This window comes from Pantoea sp. SS70, from assembly GCF_029866845.1.
Classification (GTDB): Bacteria; Pseudomonadota; Gammaproteobacteria; order Enterobacterales; family Enterobacteriaceae; genus Pantoea; species Pantoea leporis.
Map to the genome: position 1 here is coordinate 167,007 of NZ_CP117199.1, position 16,021 is coordinate 183,027.

The window sequence follows — 16,021 nt, forward strand, 5'->3', positions numbered from 1 at the left end:
AAGCCACGTGAAAGTTCTGACGGTATTTGGCACGCGTCCTGAAGCGATCAAAATGGCTCCGCTGGTGCAGGCGCTGGCGCAGGATGCTGCGTTCGAGTCACGCCTATGCGTCACCGCACAACATCGTGAAATGCTCGACCAGGTGCTGCGTTTGTTCCAGCTGCAGCCTGATTATGATCTGAATATCATGCGCCCGGAGCAAGGGCTGACGGAGATCACCAGCCGCATACTGCAGGGCATGAAAACGGTACTCGCTGATTTCCAGCCGGATGTGGTGTTAGTGCACGGCGATACCACCACCACGTTTGCGGCCAGCCTGGCGGCGTTTTATCACCAGATTCCGGTGGGTCACGTAGAAGCGGGATTGCGTACCGGCAACCTGATGTCGCCGTGGCCGGAAGAGGCCAATCGCACGCTCACCGGCCATCTCGCCAGTTATCACTTCACGCCCACGCAAAATTCGCGACAAAATTTGCTGCGCGAGAATCTGCCAGATGCGCGCATTTTCGTGACGGGCAACACGGTGATTGATGCGCTGCTGTGGGTGCGTGATCGCGTGCTGGACGATGCCGATCTCAATGCCCGCCTCGCCGCGCGCTATCCGTTCCTCGACGCTGACAAAAAACTCATTCTGGTTACGGGTCATCGCCGCGAAAGTTTTGGCGACGGCTTTGAACGCATTTGCAGTGCGCTGGCGCAAATCGCGCGCCAGCATCCGCAGGTGCAAATTGTCTATCCCGTGCACCTCAATCCCAACGTCAGCGAGCCGGTTAACCGCATTCTCAGCGGCATCGAGAATATCATCCTGATTGAGCCGCAAGAGTATCTGCCGTTTGTCTGGCTGATGAATCGCTCATGGCTGATTCTCACCGACTCCGGTGGCATTCAGGAAGAAGCGCCGTCATTAGGCAAACCGGTGCTGGTGATGCGCGATACCACCGAGCGTCCGGAAGCGGTGGAGGCAGGCACGGTGAAACTGGTCGGCACCGATATCAGTAAAATTGTCGCTGAAGTCAGCCTGCTGTTGCAGGACGATGAAGCCTGGCAGGCAATGAGTCGCGCGCACAATCCGTATGGCGATGGCCATGCCTGCGCGCGCATCTTGCAGGCCCTAAAACAACACAGAGTGTAACCATGCGTTTTGAAACCATTTCCGTTATCGGACTGGGCTACATTGGGCTGCCAACGGCGGCCGTTTTTGCCTCAAAGGGAAAGAAAGTCGTTGGCGTGGATATTAATGTCCGCGCCGTTGAAACCATCAATCGTGGCGATATCCATATCGTGGAACCCGAGTTGGGTGATGTGGTGCGCGAAGCCGTGCGTGCCGGTCATCTACGTGCGACTACACAGGCCGAAGCCGCCGATGCATTCCTGATCGCCGTGCCCACGCCGTTTATCGGCGACCATCAGCCGGATCTCAGCTATGTGCAGGCCGCGGCGCTGTCGATTGCACCCGTGTTAAAAGCGGGCGATCTGGTGATCCTCGAATCGACGTCGCCGGTGGGCGCCACCGAGCAAATGGCGGAATGGCTGGCGGCGGCGCGTCCCGATTTGCGTTTCCCGCAGCACGGTGATGCGTGCGATGTGTTTATCGCTTACTGCCCGGAGCGCGTGTTGCCCGGCAAAGTGATGGTTGAACTGCTGGAAAACGATCGCGTCATTGGTGGCATGACGCCAGCCTGTTCCGCACGCGCCAGCGAGCTGTACCGCATTTTCCTGCGCGGCGCGTGTGTGGAAACCAATGCGCGTACCGCCGAGATGTGCAAATTGACAGAAAACAGCTTCCGCGATGTGAATATCGCCTTTGCCAATGAGCTGTCGCTGATTTGCGCCGAGCAGGGCATCAACGTGTGGGAGCTGATTGCGCTCGCGAATCGCCATCCGCGCGTCAACATCCTGCAACCCGGACCGGGCGTCGGCGGGCACTGTATCGCCGTCGATCCGTGGTTTATCGTGGCGCAGAATCCAGAACAGGCGCGACTGATTCGCACCGCACGTGAAGTGAATGATGCCAAACCGGGCTGGGTGCTGGATCAGGTAAAAAAGGCGTTAGCAGAGTGCCTCACCGCCAGCGGAAAACGCGCCAGCGATGTCACCATTGCCTGCTTTGGTCTGGCCTTCAAACCGAATATTGACGATCTGCGCGAAAGTCCGGCGATGAGCGTCGCCCATCGGATTGCCGAGTGGCACAGCGGCGCAACCTGGGTGGTTGAACCGCATGTGGAAGACATTCCGCAACGTCTGGCGCACGAAGCCACGCTGGTTGCCACGGACGTAGCGCTGCAGCAGGCGGATATTCTGGTGATGTTGGTTGATCACGCACAGTTCCGCGCGATTGATGCGGCCCAGATTGCCCAGCCGTGGATTGTTGATACCAAAGGCGTTTGGCGATGAAACAGTTTCTGGTGACCGGCGGGGCAGGATTTATCGGTTCTGCGCTGGTACGTTTTCTGCTTGAAAACACTGAACACCGCGTGGTGGTGGTCGATAAGCTAAGCTATGCCGGCAATCTGGCGTCGCTGGCGCCGGTGCAACAGAATGCACGTTTCGCCTTCGAACAGGTGGATATTTGCCATCGCGCTGAGCTGGATCGCGTCATGGCACACTATCAACCGGATTGCATTATGCATCTGGCGGCAGAAAGTCATGTTGACCGCTCGATCGATGGACCTATCGCCTTCATCGAAACCAATATTGTCGGCACCTATCAGCTGCTGGAAGCGGCGCGTCATTACTGGAATGGCATGGCAGATGAACGCAAAAAAGGCTTCATTCTGCATCATATCTCCACTGATGAAGTGTTTGGTGACCTGCACGGTAGCGACGATTTCTTTACCGAAACCACGCCGTATGCGCCGAGCAGCCCCTATTCGGCGACCAAAGCCAGCAGCGATCATCTGGTGCGCGCCTGGCTGCGCACCTACGGTTTGCCGGTCATCATCACTAACTGCTCCAACAATTACGGGCCGTATCATTTCCCGGAGAAGCTGATCCCGCTCACCATCATTAATGCGCTGGCGGGCAAACCGCTGCCAGTGTATGGCAACGGCAGCCAGATACGCGACTGGCTATATGTAGAGGATCACGCGCGGGCACTGTATAGCGTGGTGAGCAGCGGCAAAGTAGGGGAAACCTACAATATTGGTGGTCATAACGAGCGACGTAATCTTGAAGTGGTGGAAACGCTGTGCGATCTGCTGGATGAGTTGGCGCCGCAGCAGCGTGCACCGCACCTGAGCCGCTACCGTGACCTGATTACCTTTGTTAGCGATCGTCCCGGCCACGACCAGCGCTACGCCATCGACGCCAGTAAAATTGAGCGTGAGCTGGGTTGGACGCCGCAGGAAACCTTTGAGAGCGGCATTCGTAAAACCGTGCAATGGTATCTGGCAAACCCGCAATGGTGGCAGGCAATTCTTAACGGCAGCTATCGCGGTGAGCGTCTGGGATTAGCCACGCCGCGTTAAACGCACTTCAGAAGGAGCAGCGATGAAAGGCATTATTTTAGCCGGAGGTTCGGGCACGCGTTTGCATCCGATTACCCGCGCCATCTCGAAACAGCTGTTGCCGGTATATGACAAACCCATGATTTACTATCCGCTGTCGGTACTGATGCTGGCAGGGATTCGCGAAATTTTGATCATCACCACGCCAGAAGATCGCGCCCATTTTGAACGCTTACTGGGCGACGGCAGTGAATTTGGGATTCAGCTAACCTATGCAGAACAACCCCGTCCTGATGGGCTGGCGCAGGCATTTATCATTGGCGAAAGTTTTATTGGTGACGATCACTGTTGTCTGGTGCTGGGCGACAATCTCTATTTCGGCCAGGGTTTCAGCCCCAAGCTGAAGAAAGTGGCCGCGCGCAGCAGCGGCGCGACCGTCTTTGCTTATCAGGTGATGGATCCGGAGCGTTTTGGCGTGGTGGAGTTTGATGACGACTTTAACGCGCTCTCCATTGAGGAAAAACCGCAGCAGCCGAAATCGCGCTGGGCGGTCACCGGCCTCTATTTTTACGATAATCGCGTGGTGGAGTTTGCCAAACAGGTGAAACCTTCTGAGCGCGGTGAGCTGGAAATCACCGCCATCAACCAAATGTATCTCGATCAGGGCGAGCTTGCGGTGGAGTTACTGGGGCGCGGATTTGCCTGGCTGGATACCGGCACGCACGACAGCCTGATTGAGGCGAGTATGTTTGTGCAGACGGTGGAAAAACGGCAGGGCTTTAAAATTGCCTGCCTGGAAGAGATTGCATGGCGTAACGGCTGGCTGAGCGATGCCCAGCTTCTAGCCGCGGCTCAGGCGCTAACCAAAACCGGCTACGGCCAGTATCTGCTGGATGTTCACAATGCCCGTCCGCGTCAATATTGATTCCCTTACGTGGGAAAATGAGTTCTTCGGTCAGAACAGCGCGCGCTTATCGCTGGATGGCGATTTGACGCTGGCCGAGGCCCTTCAGCAGCCGTATGCGCTGTGGCAAGTGAAGGTGCCCGCTGAACGCGTTGATGCCATCGATGCGCTGAGCCAGCATGGTTTTCAGTTAGTGGAAGGCGAAGCTGACCTTTCCCTCAGCATCAAACATACCGAGCGGCAAGTTGGCGTGCGCATTGCGCGGGAAGCACAAATCCCGGCACTGCGTGAAGCGGCTGCGCAGGCGTTTAGCCAAAGTCGCTTCCGCGCGCCGTGGTTTGCTGCGGCGGACAGCGGACGTTTCTACGCGCAGTGGATTGAAAATGCGGTGCGCGGCACCTTTGATAATCAATGTCTGGTGGCCTGCGATGAGCAGGGCGCGCTGCAAGGTTTCGTCTCGATGCGCGAAGTGGACGGCGACATGCGCATCGGTCTGCTGGCGGTATTGCCCGCCGCACAAGGTTGCGGCGTCGGCCAGCGCTTACTGCTCGCCGCCGCCGACTGGGGCCGCGTACGTCAGCTAACGCATCTGCGCGTGGCGACCCAGCTCAGCAATCTCACGGCGTTGCGCCTCTATTTACGCAGCGGTGCGCGGCTGGAAAGCACCGCTTACTGGTTCTACAGGAAAGCCTCATGATCCCATTTAATGCGCCGCCGATTGTCGGCAGCGAAGTTGAATATATGCAGTCGGCGATGGCCAGCGGCAAGCTGTGCGGCGATGGCGGCTTTACTCGCCGCTGCCAGCAGTGGATGGAACAGCATTTCGGCAGCAAAAAAGTGCTGCTGACGCCATCCTGCACCGCATCGCTGGAGATGGCGGCGCTGCTGATTGACCTGCAGCCTGGCGATGAGGTGATCATGCCGAGCTACACCTTCGTCTCCACCGCCAACGCCTTTGTGCTGCGCGGCGCGACCATTGTGTTTGTCGATATGCGCCCCGATACGCTAAATATCGATGAAACGCTGATTGAAGCGGCGATCACGCCGAAAACCCGCGCCATCGTGCCAGTGCATTACGCGGGCGTGGCCTGCGAGATGGACAGCATCATGGCGCTGGCGGCGAAGCATAAACTCTATGTTATCGAGGATGCCGCGCAAGGCGTGATGTCGCAGTACAAAGGACGCGCGCTCGGCACCATTGGTCACATTGGCTGCTTTAGCTTTCACGAAACTAAAAATTACACCGCCGGCGGTGAAGGCGGCGCAACGCTGATCAATGACGCGAAGCTGGTGGATCGTGCCGAGATCATTCGTGAAAAAGGCACCAACCGCAGCCAGTTTTTCCGTGGTCAGGTAGATAAATATACCTGGCGCGATATTGGCTCCAGCTATTTGATGGCGGATTTGCAGGCGGCCTATTTGTGGGCGCAGCTGGAAGCGGCGGAGCAAATTAATCAGCAGCGTTTGCGTTTGTGGCAACGCTACTACGATGCGCTGCGGCCGCTAGCTGCTGCCGGCCGTATTGAGCTGCCGGTGGTGCCGAAAAATTGCCGCCACAATGCACATATGTTCTACATCAAGCTGCGCGACAGCGACGATCGTCAGGCGCTGATCAACTGGATGAAAGAGGCGGAAATCCTCACGGTGTTCCATTACATCCCGCTGCACTCGTCGCCAGCGGGTGAACGTTTTGGCCGCTTCCACGGTGATGATGCCTTTACCACGCGTGAAAGCGAGCGCCTGCTGCGCCTGCCGCTGTTCTACAACTTATCGGATAACAACCAGCGTACGGTGATCAGTTCGCTGCTGAGTTTCTTTGCCTGATGTCATTAGCAAAAGCATCAGTCTGGACCGCGTCTTCCACGCTGGTAAAAATCGTTGCTGGCCTGCTGGTGGTGAAACTGTTAGCGATAAGCTTCGGACCCGAAGGGATCGGGCAAGCCGGTAACTTCCGCCAGTTGATTACTGTACTCGGCGTATTGGCGGGCGCGGGCATCTTTAACGGCGTCACTACGTTAGTCGCGCAACATCAGCAACAGCCACAACAACTGCGCGCGGTGACCGGCACGGCTTCGGCGATTGTGCTCGGTTTTTCAACGCTGCTGGCGCTGGTGTTTTTGCTGGCGGCAACGCCCATCAGCACGGCGCTGTTTGGTCATGCTGAATATGCCAACGTGGTGCGCATTGTTGCCTTTCTACAGCTCGGTATTGCCTGGGCCAATCTGACGCTGGCGTTGCTGAAGGGCTTCCGCGATGCGCGCGGCAATGCGCTGGCGCTGATTGCCGGAAGTATCGTCGGCGTGCTGGGTTATGTGCTGTGCTGGTGGCTGGGCGGCTATGCTGGTGCGTTAGTGGGATTGGCGCTGGTGCCGGCGCTGCTGGTGTTTCCGGCGTTGCTGATGCTACGTCGCCATCGCGATCGGCTGCCGCTGAGCTGGCTGATGCCAGGCTGGCATCCTGACCTGGCGCGCAATCTGGCGAAGTTTACGCTGATGGCGCTGATCACCTCATTCACCTTGCCGGTGGCGTGGGTGATGATGCGAAATCTGCTGGCCGAGCAGCAAGGCTGGGCGCAGGTTGGTTTATGGCAGGGCGTGACCAGTATTTCCGATGCCTACCTGCAGTTTATCACCGCCACCTTTAGCGTCTGGCTGTTGCCCACGCTGGCGCGGCTGGAGCAGAAACCGCAAATCGCCCGTGAGATTGGGCGTGCGCTGCGCTTTGTGTTACCTGCCGTCGCAGCGGCCAGTTTCTGCGTATGGCTACTGCGCGATGTCGCTATCTGGCTGCTGTTTTCGCCGCAGTTCAGCGCGATGCGTGACCTTTTCGTCTGGCAGTTGTGCGGTGATGTGTTTAAAGTCGGCGCCTATGTTTTCGGATATCTGGTGATCGCCAAAGCGTCACTGCGCTTCTATATTCTGACGGAAATCAGCCAGTTTGCCCTGCTGACCGGTTTTTCCCATTGGCTGATTCCGCTGCACGGGACCGCCGGGGCCGCGCAGGCTTACATGGCAACCTACGTTCTCTATTTCGCCCTTTGTTGTGGCGCCTTCATGATTTATTGCCGGAAAAAATGACGACTTTTCACGTATTGGGATCGGATATCCCGCATCACAATCATACGGTGCTGCGCTTCTTTAATGACGTGATGAGCGCCGAGCTGCCTGGCGCTGCGCCGCGTCAGTTTATGGTGGTATCCAGCGCGCCCGAAACGCTGCAAGCGTATGCTTCATTGCAGATTGAAACCTTTGCCAGCAAGCGTGCGCTGGCGCAAGCGGTGGTGACGCGTGCTGCCGATCGCTCGCAGCGCTTCTTCTTTCACGGCCAGTTTAATCCCAGCATTTGGTTGGCCTTGCTGAGCGGCAAACTGCGTCGTCAGCAGGCGTTCTGGCATGTATGGGGCGCGGATCTCTACGAAGAAGGGCGCGGCCTTAAGTATCAGCTGTTTTATCTGCTGCGCAGAATGGCGCAAGGGCGCGTGGCGCGCGTGTTTGCGACGCGCGGTGATTTGCACCATTTCCAGCAGCGTCATCCGCGCGCTCCCGCCTCGCGGCTCTATTTCCCGACGCGCATGCCGGACGTGGCGCTGCCTGCGCCAGTGGAAAGCCCCGATTTCACTATTCTGCTCGGTAACTCCGGCGATCGCAGTAATCGTCACATTGCCGGTTTAGAGGCGATTCGAGCCCAGTTTGGTGAACAGGTGAAAATCGTCGTGCCGCTCGGTTATCCGCAGAATAATCACGCTTATATCGATGAGATTGCCGCCGCCGCACAGCGCCTGTTCCCGGCGGGGCAAGTGACGCTGCTGCGCGACAAGATCGACTTTGATGCCTATCTGACATTGCTTAGCCGCTGCCAGCTCGGCTATTTTATGTTCGAGCGCCAGCAAGGCATTGGTACGCTTTGCTTGCTGATTCAGGCCAATATTCCGTTTGTGCTGAACCGCAAAAATCCGTTCTGGCGCGATCTTAGCGAGCAAGGTTTGCCGGTGCTGTTTAGCGAAGATGCGCTGGATAGCGCCAGCGTGGCCGAAGCGCAACGGCAATTAGCGCAATGCGATCACTCGTCGATTGCCTTTTTTGCCCCCGGCTATCTGGCAGGCTGGCGCGACGCGCTAACCCTGAGTGAAAGGGAGAGAACATGAGCCTGATGCAGTTTAGTGGTCTGCTGGTGGTTTATCTGTGTTCGCTGGGTTTCATTCTGACCCTAACCTGGCGGGAATTTAAACGGGTGCGCTTCAACTTCCACCTGTTCTTCACCATTCTGTTTTTGTTGACCTTCTATTTCGGCTTCCCGCTGACCAGCGTGCTGGTATTCCGCTTTAACGTGGCGGTGGTGCCGCCGGAATATCTGCTGCAGGCGCTGCTGGCCGCTACCAGCTTTTATGCCATCTATTACGTTAGCTACAAGGTGCGGCTGCGGCCGGCCAATGCGCCTGCGCGCAAACCCTGGCTGCAGATGAACCGGGTTGAAACCCATCTGACCTGTCTGCTGCTGGCGCTGGTGGCGATTGGCACCGTGACGGTATTTTTTATGCACAACGGCCTGCTGCTTTTCCGGCTTTCGGCTTACAACCAGATCTTCTCCAGCGAAGTGTCCGGCGTGGCGCTTAAACGCTTCTTCTACTTCTTTATTCCGGCGATGCTGATTCGCTACTTCCTCAAGCCAACCCAGCGTCAGTGGCTGTGGTTTTTGCTGGTGTCGGTGGCATTTGGCTTGCTGACCTACGCGCTGGTGGGCGGCACGCGCGCCAATATCATTATCGCGTTCGCGCTGTTCTTGTTTATTGGTATAACGCGCGGCTGGATCACGCTGTGGATGCTGGTTGGCGCCGGTGTGATGGCGATTGGCGGTATGTTCTGGCTGGCGTTGCGTCGCTATAACCTCGACGTGGTGGGCGATGAAGCGTTTTATACCTTCCTTTATCTGACGCGCGATACCTTCTCGCCGTGGGAAAATCTGGCGCTGTTACTGCAAAACTACGACAAGATCGATTTTCAGGGGCTGGCACCGATTTGGCGCGATTTCTACGTGTTCATTCCCAGTTGGATGTGGCCGGGACGTCCAACAGCCATTCTCAACAGCGCTAACTACTTTACCTGGGAAGTGCTGAATAACCATTCCGGCTTGGCGATCTCGCCCACGCTGTTGGGTTCGCTGGTGGTGATGGGCGGCGTGTGGTTTATCCCAATCGGTGCGGTGGCTGTCGGCCTGCTGATGAAAGGCTTCGATAACCTTTATCTGTATGGCCGCGATACCAGCAACCGTTACAGCGGGGCGATTTTGCAGAGTTTCTGCTTCGGCGCGGTGTTTAATATGATCGTGCTGGCGCGTGAAGGGCTGGATGCTTTCGGCTCGCGCGTGGTGTTCTTTTGTCTGATTTTTGCGGCCTGTATGTGGGCGGCTAAATTGCTTTACTGGCTGTTGGCGCGCGCGGGGTTGATTCGTCCGCGCAGCGAGCCGGTTTTACACAGCCCTTCTTAACCTTTGGGCACAACGGGAAATTCATACCATGGAAACCGATAAGCCGCGCTATAGCCTGCGCGGAGTCGATCTTCACGCCTTCAACGATATGGCGAGCTTTCTGCACTTTCTGCTGCCCGAGGGCAAACCGCGCTGCGGCACGCTGGTGGCGATGAATGCCGAGAAAATGCTCACGCTGGAAGAAGATGCGCAGCTACGCGCACTGATCGCTGAGGCTGAGTTCAAATATCCGGATGGCATCAGCATCGTCCGTTCGCTGCGTAAGAAGTATCCTCAGCTGCAGGTGAACCGTATCGCAGGCGCGGATTTGTGGGAAGCGCTGATGGAGAGTGCAGGGCGTAGCGGCATTCCGGTGTTTCTGATTGGTGGACGTCAGGCGGTGCTGCAGGAAACCTGCGACAAGCTGCGCCGACAGTGGAATGTGAATATCGTTGGCATTCAGGATGGTTACTTTGCGCCTGAAGCGCGCGACGCGCTGTTTGCCCGCATCGCCGCGAGTGGTGCGCAGATTGTCACGGTGGCGCAAGGTTCGCCGCGCCAGGAGTTGTTGATGCGTGATTGCCGCGCCCATTGGCCGCATGCGCTCTATATGGGCGTTGGTGGCACTTACGATGTGTTTACCGGGCACGTTAAGCGCGCGCCCGTTTGGTGGCAAAAGTCCGGACTGGAATGGCTTTATCGCCTTATTCGTCAGCCTTCGCGTCTGCGTCGCCAATTAAAGCTGCTGAAATACTTACGCTACCATTGGCGGGGCGATCTCTGAAATTGCTGGTTTTTCCAGCGAAAATGAGAGGGTAAGCGCCTCAAACTGCTGTAATTATCGATGGAATGCACAAAGCGTAATCAAACGCGTTTTTTTTCTAAAAAAGGGCTGGACAGTATGAGGTCAAGCCCGTAGTATGCCCATCCGCAACGGCGCTACGCGCCCGTAGCTCAGCTGGATAGAGCGCTGCCCTCCGGAGGCAGAGGTCTCAGGTTCGAATCCTGTCGGGCGCGCCATTTAGTTTGTGCGCAAGAGCTTCGGTGGTTGGTTAGACCGCGTTATGCAGTGAATTAGTAAGCGAAACACGCTTACGCACCAGAATTATGGTGGCTATAGCTCAGTTGGTAGAGCCCTGGATTGTGATTCCAGTTGTCGTGGGTTCGAGTCCCATTAGCCACCCCAGATTTTGCTCGGTCACGCGATGGTGGCGGAATTGGTAGACGCGCTAGCTTCAGGTGTTAGTGTTCTTACGGACGTGAGGGTTCAAGTCCCTCCCTTCGCACCAGGCAAAATTACGCTGTAGCGTTAAAGAAGTAAAAAATCGGCGAGTAGCGCAGCTTGGTAGCGCAACTGGTTTGGGACCAGTGGGTCGGAGGTTCGAATCCTCTCTCGCCGACCATATTCGAAAAGCCTGCTTGAAAAAGCAGGCTTTTTTCGTTTGTATCCGCCATTCATATTCTCAACTCTTCCCATCATTTCCTTTGAGCGTAATTCCGCACATTGTCGCTATTTAGATACATATAAATCATTGATTTATATGGGTATGACAATTCCTTGCATAGCTTGTCGTTCTGCGGAGACAGCTTATTGAATGATCGTCGCGTTTTACCGACAGTGGCTAACACCGGGATTGTGGCAGGGACTATATCCTGTTGATATTAATTAGCTTATTGCACGTGCTGCAACTTTGGCACGTCTTGTGCAATAATCTACCTGTAGATGCTCATTCCACCTCTTATGTTTGCTGATGCTACATAAACCTGGGAATGATGCAGAGCCCCTTACGGCATCCGTTGTCCAGCCTGGCAGTATTTGCGCACGCTTTACTGCAGTAAGAAGGACATTACGTTGAGTCGGATGCCATCAGTTGTCTTAACGACCTGATCTTACACCTGCTTATGGCAGGTGTTTTTTTGTCTGCAGTATATGACAGGCAAAAAAAAGCCGGGACAAGCCCGGCGTGCACAAAAGTAACAATCGTAAAATCAGATGCTGGTATTGGTCTTCAGCGTAAGTAGCAGGCCTTCACGACGCATTTTGGCAGCGTCTTCCGGACGATGCAGGCGGTCGTAAACATCGGCCAGCCAGGCATAATCAAACGCATCCGGACGCTGCGCCAGCGCTTGCTGGAACGCTTCTGCTGCCTGCTGCCATTCCCCATGACGCATCAGCAGCTGACCCAGCGTGCTGTGCAGCAGCGGCGTGGCGCCATGCTGTTTAATCTGCTGACGCAGCGCTTTTTCCAGAGATTGCGGATCGCCACTTTTAATACGCGGCATCAGCAATACCAGACGATCGTCATATTGGCGTTTCAGACCTTCCAGCACGATGCTCTGTGCGGTATCCGGATCGTCACACTCAATCAAATGTTCTGCCATAGCCACCTGCAAGGCGGTTTCCTGACGCGTTTTGCGGCTCTGGTTTTGCCACCATTTCTTCAAACCGTCGCTGCCTTGATCGGCCATCGCCTGGTTCATCAGGCCCAGCCAGGCTTGCTGCTGCAAGGCATCGCGCTGTGCTTCATCATTGATCTGCACTTTCTGCATCGCAGGCAGAATGTCGAGCAATGCGCCCCATGCGCCGGTACGAATATAGGCTTGTTCTGCCAGACGCAACACTTCCGGATGGCGCGGTGCGACTTCCAGCAGGCGATCAACGCCATGGCGTGCAGCATGATCTTCGTTGCGCGCCAGTTGCAGACGTACGCGTGTGATTTCAACCGGAATCGTGTCGTTCACCGATAACTCAGAAGCGCGCTCCAGATGCTGATTAGCACGGATTTCGTCACCGCGTTGCTGTGCCGCTTCGGCAGCCAGCAAGTAGTTTGCTACTGGCTGATCGGCGTGGTCGGCATTTTTCGACAGCAGTTTTTCGGCCTGTTTAAAGTCACCTTCAGCCAGTTTCATCAGCGCGCTTTGCGTGTGGCGCTGCGCGCTACGGCGCTTGCGGCCGGTGAACCAGCCGCGTGTGCGTGCGCCGGTACGGAACAGGCGACGCAGAATCCATTCCACCAATAAAATCACCAGCAGGCTGAGAATCAAGATGATCGCCAGGCCGGTTACGCTGGTTTCAATGTTCCAGTTGTCGGTTTGGATCAGCACGTAGCCCTGATGGCCGGCTACCATCGGTCCAACCACAATGCCCGCAATCAGCAGCAGGAAAAGCACCAATACTTTCAGCATGGTTAGCCTCCTTGTTGATCAGCAGCAACCGATGGCTGAGCCAGCAAATTACGTACGCGGGTTTGCATCAGTTTTTCCAGCAGCGGCTGGCTTTCCAGCGTATCCGGCACATCCATTGAAATGCTTTGCTGGCTCAATTCATCCAGCTGTGCAAGGAAGGCTTTGGTGGCGGCATCGTTGGTGTCGTACCAGGCGCGAACCCAGGTTGATACCGCATCGATAGACTGTTTGTAGATCTCATCCTGATGACGCGGTACGGCCTGAGCCGCAATCAGCAGGCGCGAACGAATGTTTTCGCGCAGGTAAACGTCCTGATTCGGTGCCAGCAGCGGCTGCGCGGTGTTGTCGCGGCGGCGGATGGTGATGAAATCATCCATAAAGTTATGCCAGCTTTTCACCAGATTTTGACGCCATTCGTGCAGCGAACTGGAGAGTTCACCGCCATCGGCGTCCATAGGCGAATCATCGCTGTCGTTGTCGGCCAGGCGTAGATTATCGACGCCGTTCGACAGCTGATTAAGCTTGAGGATGGTGCCGTCATAATCAACCTGGCTGACGGCGGAGAGTGAACTGATGTCCTGCGTTAAGGCGCGACGCACGTTCATCACACTCGGATCGTTCATGTCGGCCAGGCTGGAATCAGCACTTTTCAATAACGCTGCCGCGGTGGTGACATCCTGATCGCTCCACAGTTTGCGGCCCGCCAGTTTGACGAGGTAGTCCGCTTGCGCCAGTAGCCAGGTACGCGTGTCGTTTCCAGAGATGGTAGCGACTTTATCACGCAGGGTTTCCAGCTCTTTTGCGCTGTTATCCTGCTGCGTGCGCGCCTGCTGCAAGGCGCTGTTGGCGCTATCCAGCTGTTGCGTCAGCTGCTGTTTGTCGCTGCCTAGTTGCTGCTGCAAGGCGCTCAGCTGCTCACTGAGATTCTGGTTAGTTTGAGCCTGTAAATCGGCCTGGTGTTTCCCATTAAGGTAAAGTCCCGCCCCAATCGCCAGCGCAATCACAATCGCCACGGCACTCAGCACCTTGCCATCGCCTTTTTTATCGCGAGGTGGTTTGGTTGCTGGCGAGGGAGAATTGTCCGCTGGGGTGGTTTCTTCAACCATGGCGGAGGAGGCTTTTTGTTCCGTCATTATGGCTCATCCCATTGTTAAGTTCAGCGTAACGCGCGCAGCAGCGCATCGTTATCGGCACCATCGGCTACATCAATGTCCTGCCAGCCTAATTCAGCGGCTTGCGTAGCCAAACGTTCACTGACGACCACAAGCCGACAGTGCAGTAACCATTCCCGACGATCAATTGGCGGAAACAGAGAAAAGAGTTGTTGTAACATTTCGCCGCTGGTTACCACCAGCGTTGTAATGCCGCGATCGCGCCAGCGTCGGCCTTCAGTCGCGCCGTTGTAGTGCTTTTCACAGCGCTGATAACACTCGCAGTATTGCACCTCAACGCCGCGTTCAATCAGCGTTTCTGCCAGCAACTCGCGCCCCGGACTGCCGCGCAGAATCAGCGCGCGTTTGCCACTAACCTGCTGCAGACGGTTCAGGCGCACCAGCTCTTCGCTGGTCTCCCGCGCATGAGGATAGTCTACTTTGAGATTACTGACGGTATGCAAGGCTAAAGCGGTGCTGCGACCAATAGCATAATAGTTGAGGGCTTCAGGCCATGTTGTCGCGCTTTGCTGTAAAGCGGGCTCGGCGAAAGTAACGACCTGCTGCGACAGTAAAAACACCAGATCGCCTGGCTGTAACGCCGCAAGTTGGCTTGGCAAATGGATAAGATCGCGACCCGGCGTAAATTCAATCAGCGGGAAGCCCCATGCCAGCTTGCCCAGGCTGCGCAAACGCGAGACCAGTTCAGTGGCGGCCGGTTCCGGGCGGGTCACGAGGATGGTCATACTGGCGGTTGACCTTGATACACTTCACGCAGAATGTCGCGCGCGCCGCCATCCAGCAGCTCTTCGGCCAGCGAAACCCCCATTCTTTCGGCGTGATCACGTGGACCGCGACGCTCGCCGACCACCATTTGACTGCCGTCCGGTGAGCCAACTAATCCGCGCAGCCACAGCTGATCGTCTTCCAGCACCGCGAAGCTGCCGATAGGCACCTGACAACCGCCTTCCAGCCGCGTGTTCATTGCGCGTTCGGCGCGCACGCATACGGCGGTATCGTCGTGATTCAACGCCTGTAGCAGCGTAATCAATTGCTCATCATCTGCGCGGCATTCAATGCCGACGGCGCCCTGACCCACGGCGGGCAGGGAGATCTCGGCAGGCATTGCCTGACGGATGCGATCTTCCAGACCTAAACGCTTCAAACCGGCCGCCGCCAGAATGATGGCGTCATATTCACCGGCATCGAGTTTGCCGAGACGCGTGCCGACGTTGCCGCGCAGCGAGCGAATCACTAAATCCGGACGACGGGCGCTCAGCTGGCACTGGCGACGCAGGCTGGACGTCCCGACAACCGCGCCTTGCGGCAGCTCATCAACACTGTTGTAACGATTGGAGACGAAAGCATCGCGCGGATCTTCACGCTCGCAAATGGTCACCAGACCGAGGCCTTGTGGAAAATCGATCGGCACATCTTTCATTGAGTGCACGGCGAGATCGGCGCGGCCTTCCAGCATTGCCAACTCAAGCTCTTTAACGAACAGCCCTTTGCCGCCAACCTTTGCCAGTGGCGTATCAAGGATGACATCACCTTTGGTGACCATCGGCAGCAACTCAACTTGCAGACCCGGATGAGCCGCCATCAGACGCTGTTGGACATATTGTGCCTGCCACAAAGCAAGGGGACTTTGTCTGGTAGCAATTCTGAAAATTTTGTTTAACATGCTGTTAACCATTTTGATCGTTCATCGAATATCCTATCATTGATAGGGGAATGCTGTCAGTTTCAACGGATTGAAAAGGCCGCGATGTCAGACTGCGCCTGGATCTTGCGGGTCGCAGTTTTGTGTCGAAGTCTGAAAAAAGCAGGGCTACGGTCGGAACATGCTAAACTGTTAAGTAGCGCAACTT

14 protein-coding genes and 4 tRNA genes are annotated in these 16,021 nt (G+C 56.3%); 14 read left to right on the top strand and 4 right to left on the bottom strand.

Annotation, left to right across the window (positions count from 1 at the left end; all coding sequences use genetic code 11):
* The first annotated feature begins 7 nt into the window (after nucleotides 1-7).
* From wecB to PO881_RS00790, 14 genes are all read left to right on the top strand, one after another.
* On the top strand, nucleotides 8-1,132 hold the full coding sequence (gene wecB, locus PO881_RS00725; RefSeq protein WP_101763773.1) for a UDP-N-acetylglucosamine 2-epimerase (non-hydrolyzing): 1,125 nt from the start codon (nucleotides 8-10) through the stop codon (nucleotides 1,130-1,132).
* A gap of 2 nt (nucleotides 1,133-1,134) precedes the next feature.
* On the top strand, nucleotides 1,135-2,394 hold the full coding sequence (gene wecC / locus PO881_RS00730; protein WP_280172305.1) for a UDP-N-acetyl-D-mannosamine dehydrogenase: 1,260 nt from the start codon (nucleotides 1,135-1,137) through the stop codon (nucleotides 2,392-2,394).
* A complete protein-coding gene (rfbB, locus tag PO881_RS00735) occupies nucleotides 2,391-3,467 on the top strand; it encodes a dTDP-glucose 4,6-dehydratase (protein WP_137384904.1) in 1,077 nt (358 codons plus the stop codon). Before wecC ends, rfbB begins: the two co-directional genes overlap by 4 nt.
* 22 nt (nucleotides 3,468-3,489) lie before the next feature.
* Nucleotides 3,490-4,371 (top strand): glucose-1-phosphate thymidylyltransferase RfbA, encoded by an 882-nt coding sequence (gene rfbA / locus PO881_RS00740; RefSeq protein ID WP_101763770.1) that lies wholly within the window; start codon nucleotides 3,490-3,492, stop codon nucleotides 4,369-4,371.
* Nucleotides 4,349-5,047 (top strand): dTDP-4-amino-4,6-dideoxy-D-galactose acyltransferase, encoded by a 699-nt coding sequence (gene rffC / locus PO881_RS00745; protein ID WP_101763769.1) that lies wholly within the window; start codon nucleotides 4,349-4,351, stop codon nucleotides 5,045-5,047. The genes rfbA and rffC overlap by 23 nt, the downstream gene beginning before the upstream one ends.
* Complete coding sequence (gene rffA / locus PO881_RS00750) at nucleotides 5,044-6,174, top strand: dTDP-4-amino-4,6-dideoxygalactose transaminase (protein WP_280172306.1); 1,131 nt, start codon at nucleotides 5,044-5,046, stop codon at nucleotides 6,172-6,174. The genes rffC and rffA overlap by 4 nt, the downstream gene beginning before the upstream one ends.
* Nucleotides 6,174-7,427 (top strand): lipid III flippase WzxE, encoded by a 1,254-nt coding sequence (wzxE, locus tag PO881_RS00755; protein WP_101763767.1) that lies wholly within the window; start codon nucleotides 6,174-6,176, stop codon nucleotides 7,425-7,427. The genes rffA and wzxE overlap by 1 nt, the downstream gene beginning before the upstream one ends.
* A complete protein-coding gene (locus PO881_RS00760; RefSeq protein ID WP_280172307.1) occupies nucleotides 7,424-8,494 on the top strand; it encodes a TDP-N-acetylfucosamine:lipid II N-acetylfucosaminyltransferase in 1,071 nt (356 codons plus the stop codon). Before wzxE ends, PO881_RS00760 begins: the two co-directional genes overlap by 4 nt.
* A complete protein-coding gene (gene wzyE / locus PO881_RS00765) occupies nucleotides 8,491-9,834 on the top strand; it encodes an ECA oligosaccharide polymerase (RefSeq protein WP_192236885.1) in 1,344 nt (447 codons plus the stop codon). The genes PO881_RS00760 and wzyE overlap by 4 nt, the downstream gene beginning before the upstream one ends.
* Before the next feature lie 28 nt (nucleotides 9,835-9,862).
* Nucleotides 9,863-10,597, top strand: coding sequence for a lipopolysaccharide N-acetylmannosaminouronosyltransferase (gene wecG, locus PO881_RS00770; RefSeq protein WP_280172308.1), 735 nt, complete (start codon nucleotides 9,863-9,865; stop codon nucleotides 10,595-10,597).
* Between the two features lie 159 nt (nucleotides 10,598-10,756).
* A tRNA-Arg gene (locus tag PO881_RS00775) sits at nucleotides 10,757-10,833 on the top strand.
* 90 nt (nucleotides 10,834-10,923) lie between these two features.
* Nucleotides 10,924-10,999, top strand: a tRNA-His gene (locus PO881_RS00780).
* Between the two features lie 16 nt (nucleotides 11,000-11,015).
* Nucleotides 11,016-11,102 (top strand) — tRNA-Leu (locus PO881_RS00785).
* 37 nt (nucleotides 11,103-11,139) lie between these two features.
* A tRNA-Pro gene (locus PO881_RS00790) sits at nucleotides 11,140-11,216 on the top strand.
* 586 nt (nucleotides 11,217-11,802) lie between these two features.
* On the opposite strand, the gene hemY is transcribed toward PO881_RS00790, so the two are convergent.
* From hemY to hemC, 4 genes are read right to left on the bottom strand one after another with little or no spacing between them, the layout of a single operon-like run.
* Nucleotides 11,803-12,999 (bottom strand): protoheme IX biogenesis protein HemY, encoded by a 1,197-nt coding sequence (gene hemY / locus PO881_RS00795; RefSeq protein WP_280172309.1) that lies wholly within the window; start codon nucleotides 12,997-12,999, stop codon nucleotides 11,803-11,805.
* A 2-nt stretch (nucleotides 13,000-13,001) separates the two neighbouring features.
* Nucleotides 13,002-14,132 (bottom strand): uroporphyrinogen-III C-methyltransferase, encoded by a 1,131-nt coding sequence (gene hemX / locus PO881_RS00800; RefSeq protein ID WP_101763760.1) that lies wholly within the window; start codon nucleotides 14,130-14,132, stop codon nucleotides 13,002-13,004.
* 23 nt (nucleotides 14,133-14,155) lie between these two features.
* Nucleotides 14,156-14,896 carry a uroporphyrinogen-III synthase gene (gene hemD, locus PO881_RS00805; protein WP_101763759.1) on the bottom strand — a complete coding sequence of 247 codons (741 nt, stop codon included), beginning with the start codon at nucleotides 14,894-14,896 and terminating at the stop codon, nucleotides 14,156-14,158.
* Entirely contained in the window at nucleotides 14,893-15,834 is a 942-nt protein-coding gene (gene hemC, locus PO881_RS00810) for a hydroxymethylbilane synthase (RefSeq protein WP_101763931.1), read from the bottom strand. The genes hemD and hemC overlap by 4 nt, the downstream gene beginning before the upstream one ends.
* Nucleotides 15,835-16,021 lie beyond the last annotated feature (187 nt).

Excerpts from the sequence above, each read along its gene's own strand:
- wecC (WP_280172305.1), top strand. The coding sequence starts at position 1,135 with ATGCGTTTTGAAACCATTTCCGTTATCGGACTGGGCTACATTGGGCTG.
- rfbB (WP_137384904.1), top strand. The coding sequence starts at position 2,391 with ATGAAACAGTTTCTGGTGACCGGCGGGGCAGGATTTATCGGTTCTGCG.
- rfbA (WP_101763770.1), top strand. The coding sequence starts at position 3,490 with ATGAAAGGCATTATTTTAGCCGGAGGTTCGGGCACGCGTTTGCATCCG.
- rffC (WP_101763769.1), top strand. The coding sequence starts at position 4,349 with ATGCCCGTCCGCGTCAATATTGATTCCCTTACGTGGGAAAATGAGTTC.
- rffA (WP_280172306.1), top strand. The coding sequence starts at position 5,044 with ATGATCCCATTTAATGCGCCGCCGATTGTCGGCAGCGAAGTTGAATAT.
- wzxE (WP_101763767.1), top strand. The coding sequence starts at position 6,174 with ATGTCATTAGCAAAAGCATCAGTCTGGACCGCGTCTTCCACGCTGGTA.
- PO881_RS00760 (WP_280172307.1), top strand. The coding sequence starts at position 7,424 with ATGACGACTTTTCACGTATTGGGATCGGATATCCCGCATCACAATCAT.
- wzyE (WP_192236885.1), top strand. The coding sequence starts at position 8,491 with ATGAGCCTGATGCAGTTTAGTGGTCTGCTGGTGGTTTATCTGTGTTCG.
- wecG (WP_280172308.1), top strand. The coding sequence starts at position 9,863 with ATGGAAACCGATAAGCCGCGCTATAGCCTGCGCGGAGTCGATCTTCAC.
- hemY (WP_280172309.1), bottom strand. The coding sequence starts at position 12,999 with ATGCTGAAAGTATTGGTGCTTTTCCTGCTGCTGATTGCGGGCATTGTG.
- hemX (WP_101763760.1), bottom strand. The coding sequence starts at position 14,132 with ATGACGGAACAAAAAGCCTCCTCCGCCATGGTTGAAGAAACCACCCCA.
- hemD (WP_101763759.1), bottom strand. The coding sequence starts at position 14,896 with ATGACCATCCTCGTGACCCGCCCGGAACCGGCCGCCACTGAACTGGTC.
- hemC (WP_101763931.1), bottom strand. The coding sequence starts at position 15,834 with ATGTTAAACAAAATTTTCAGAATTGCTACCAGACAAAGTCCCCTTGCT.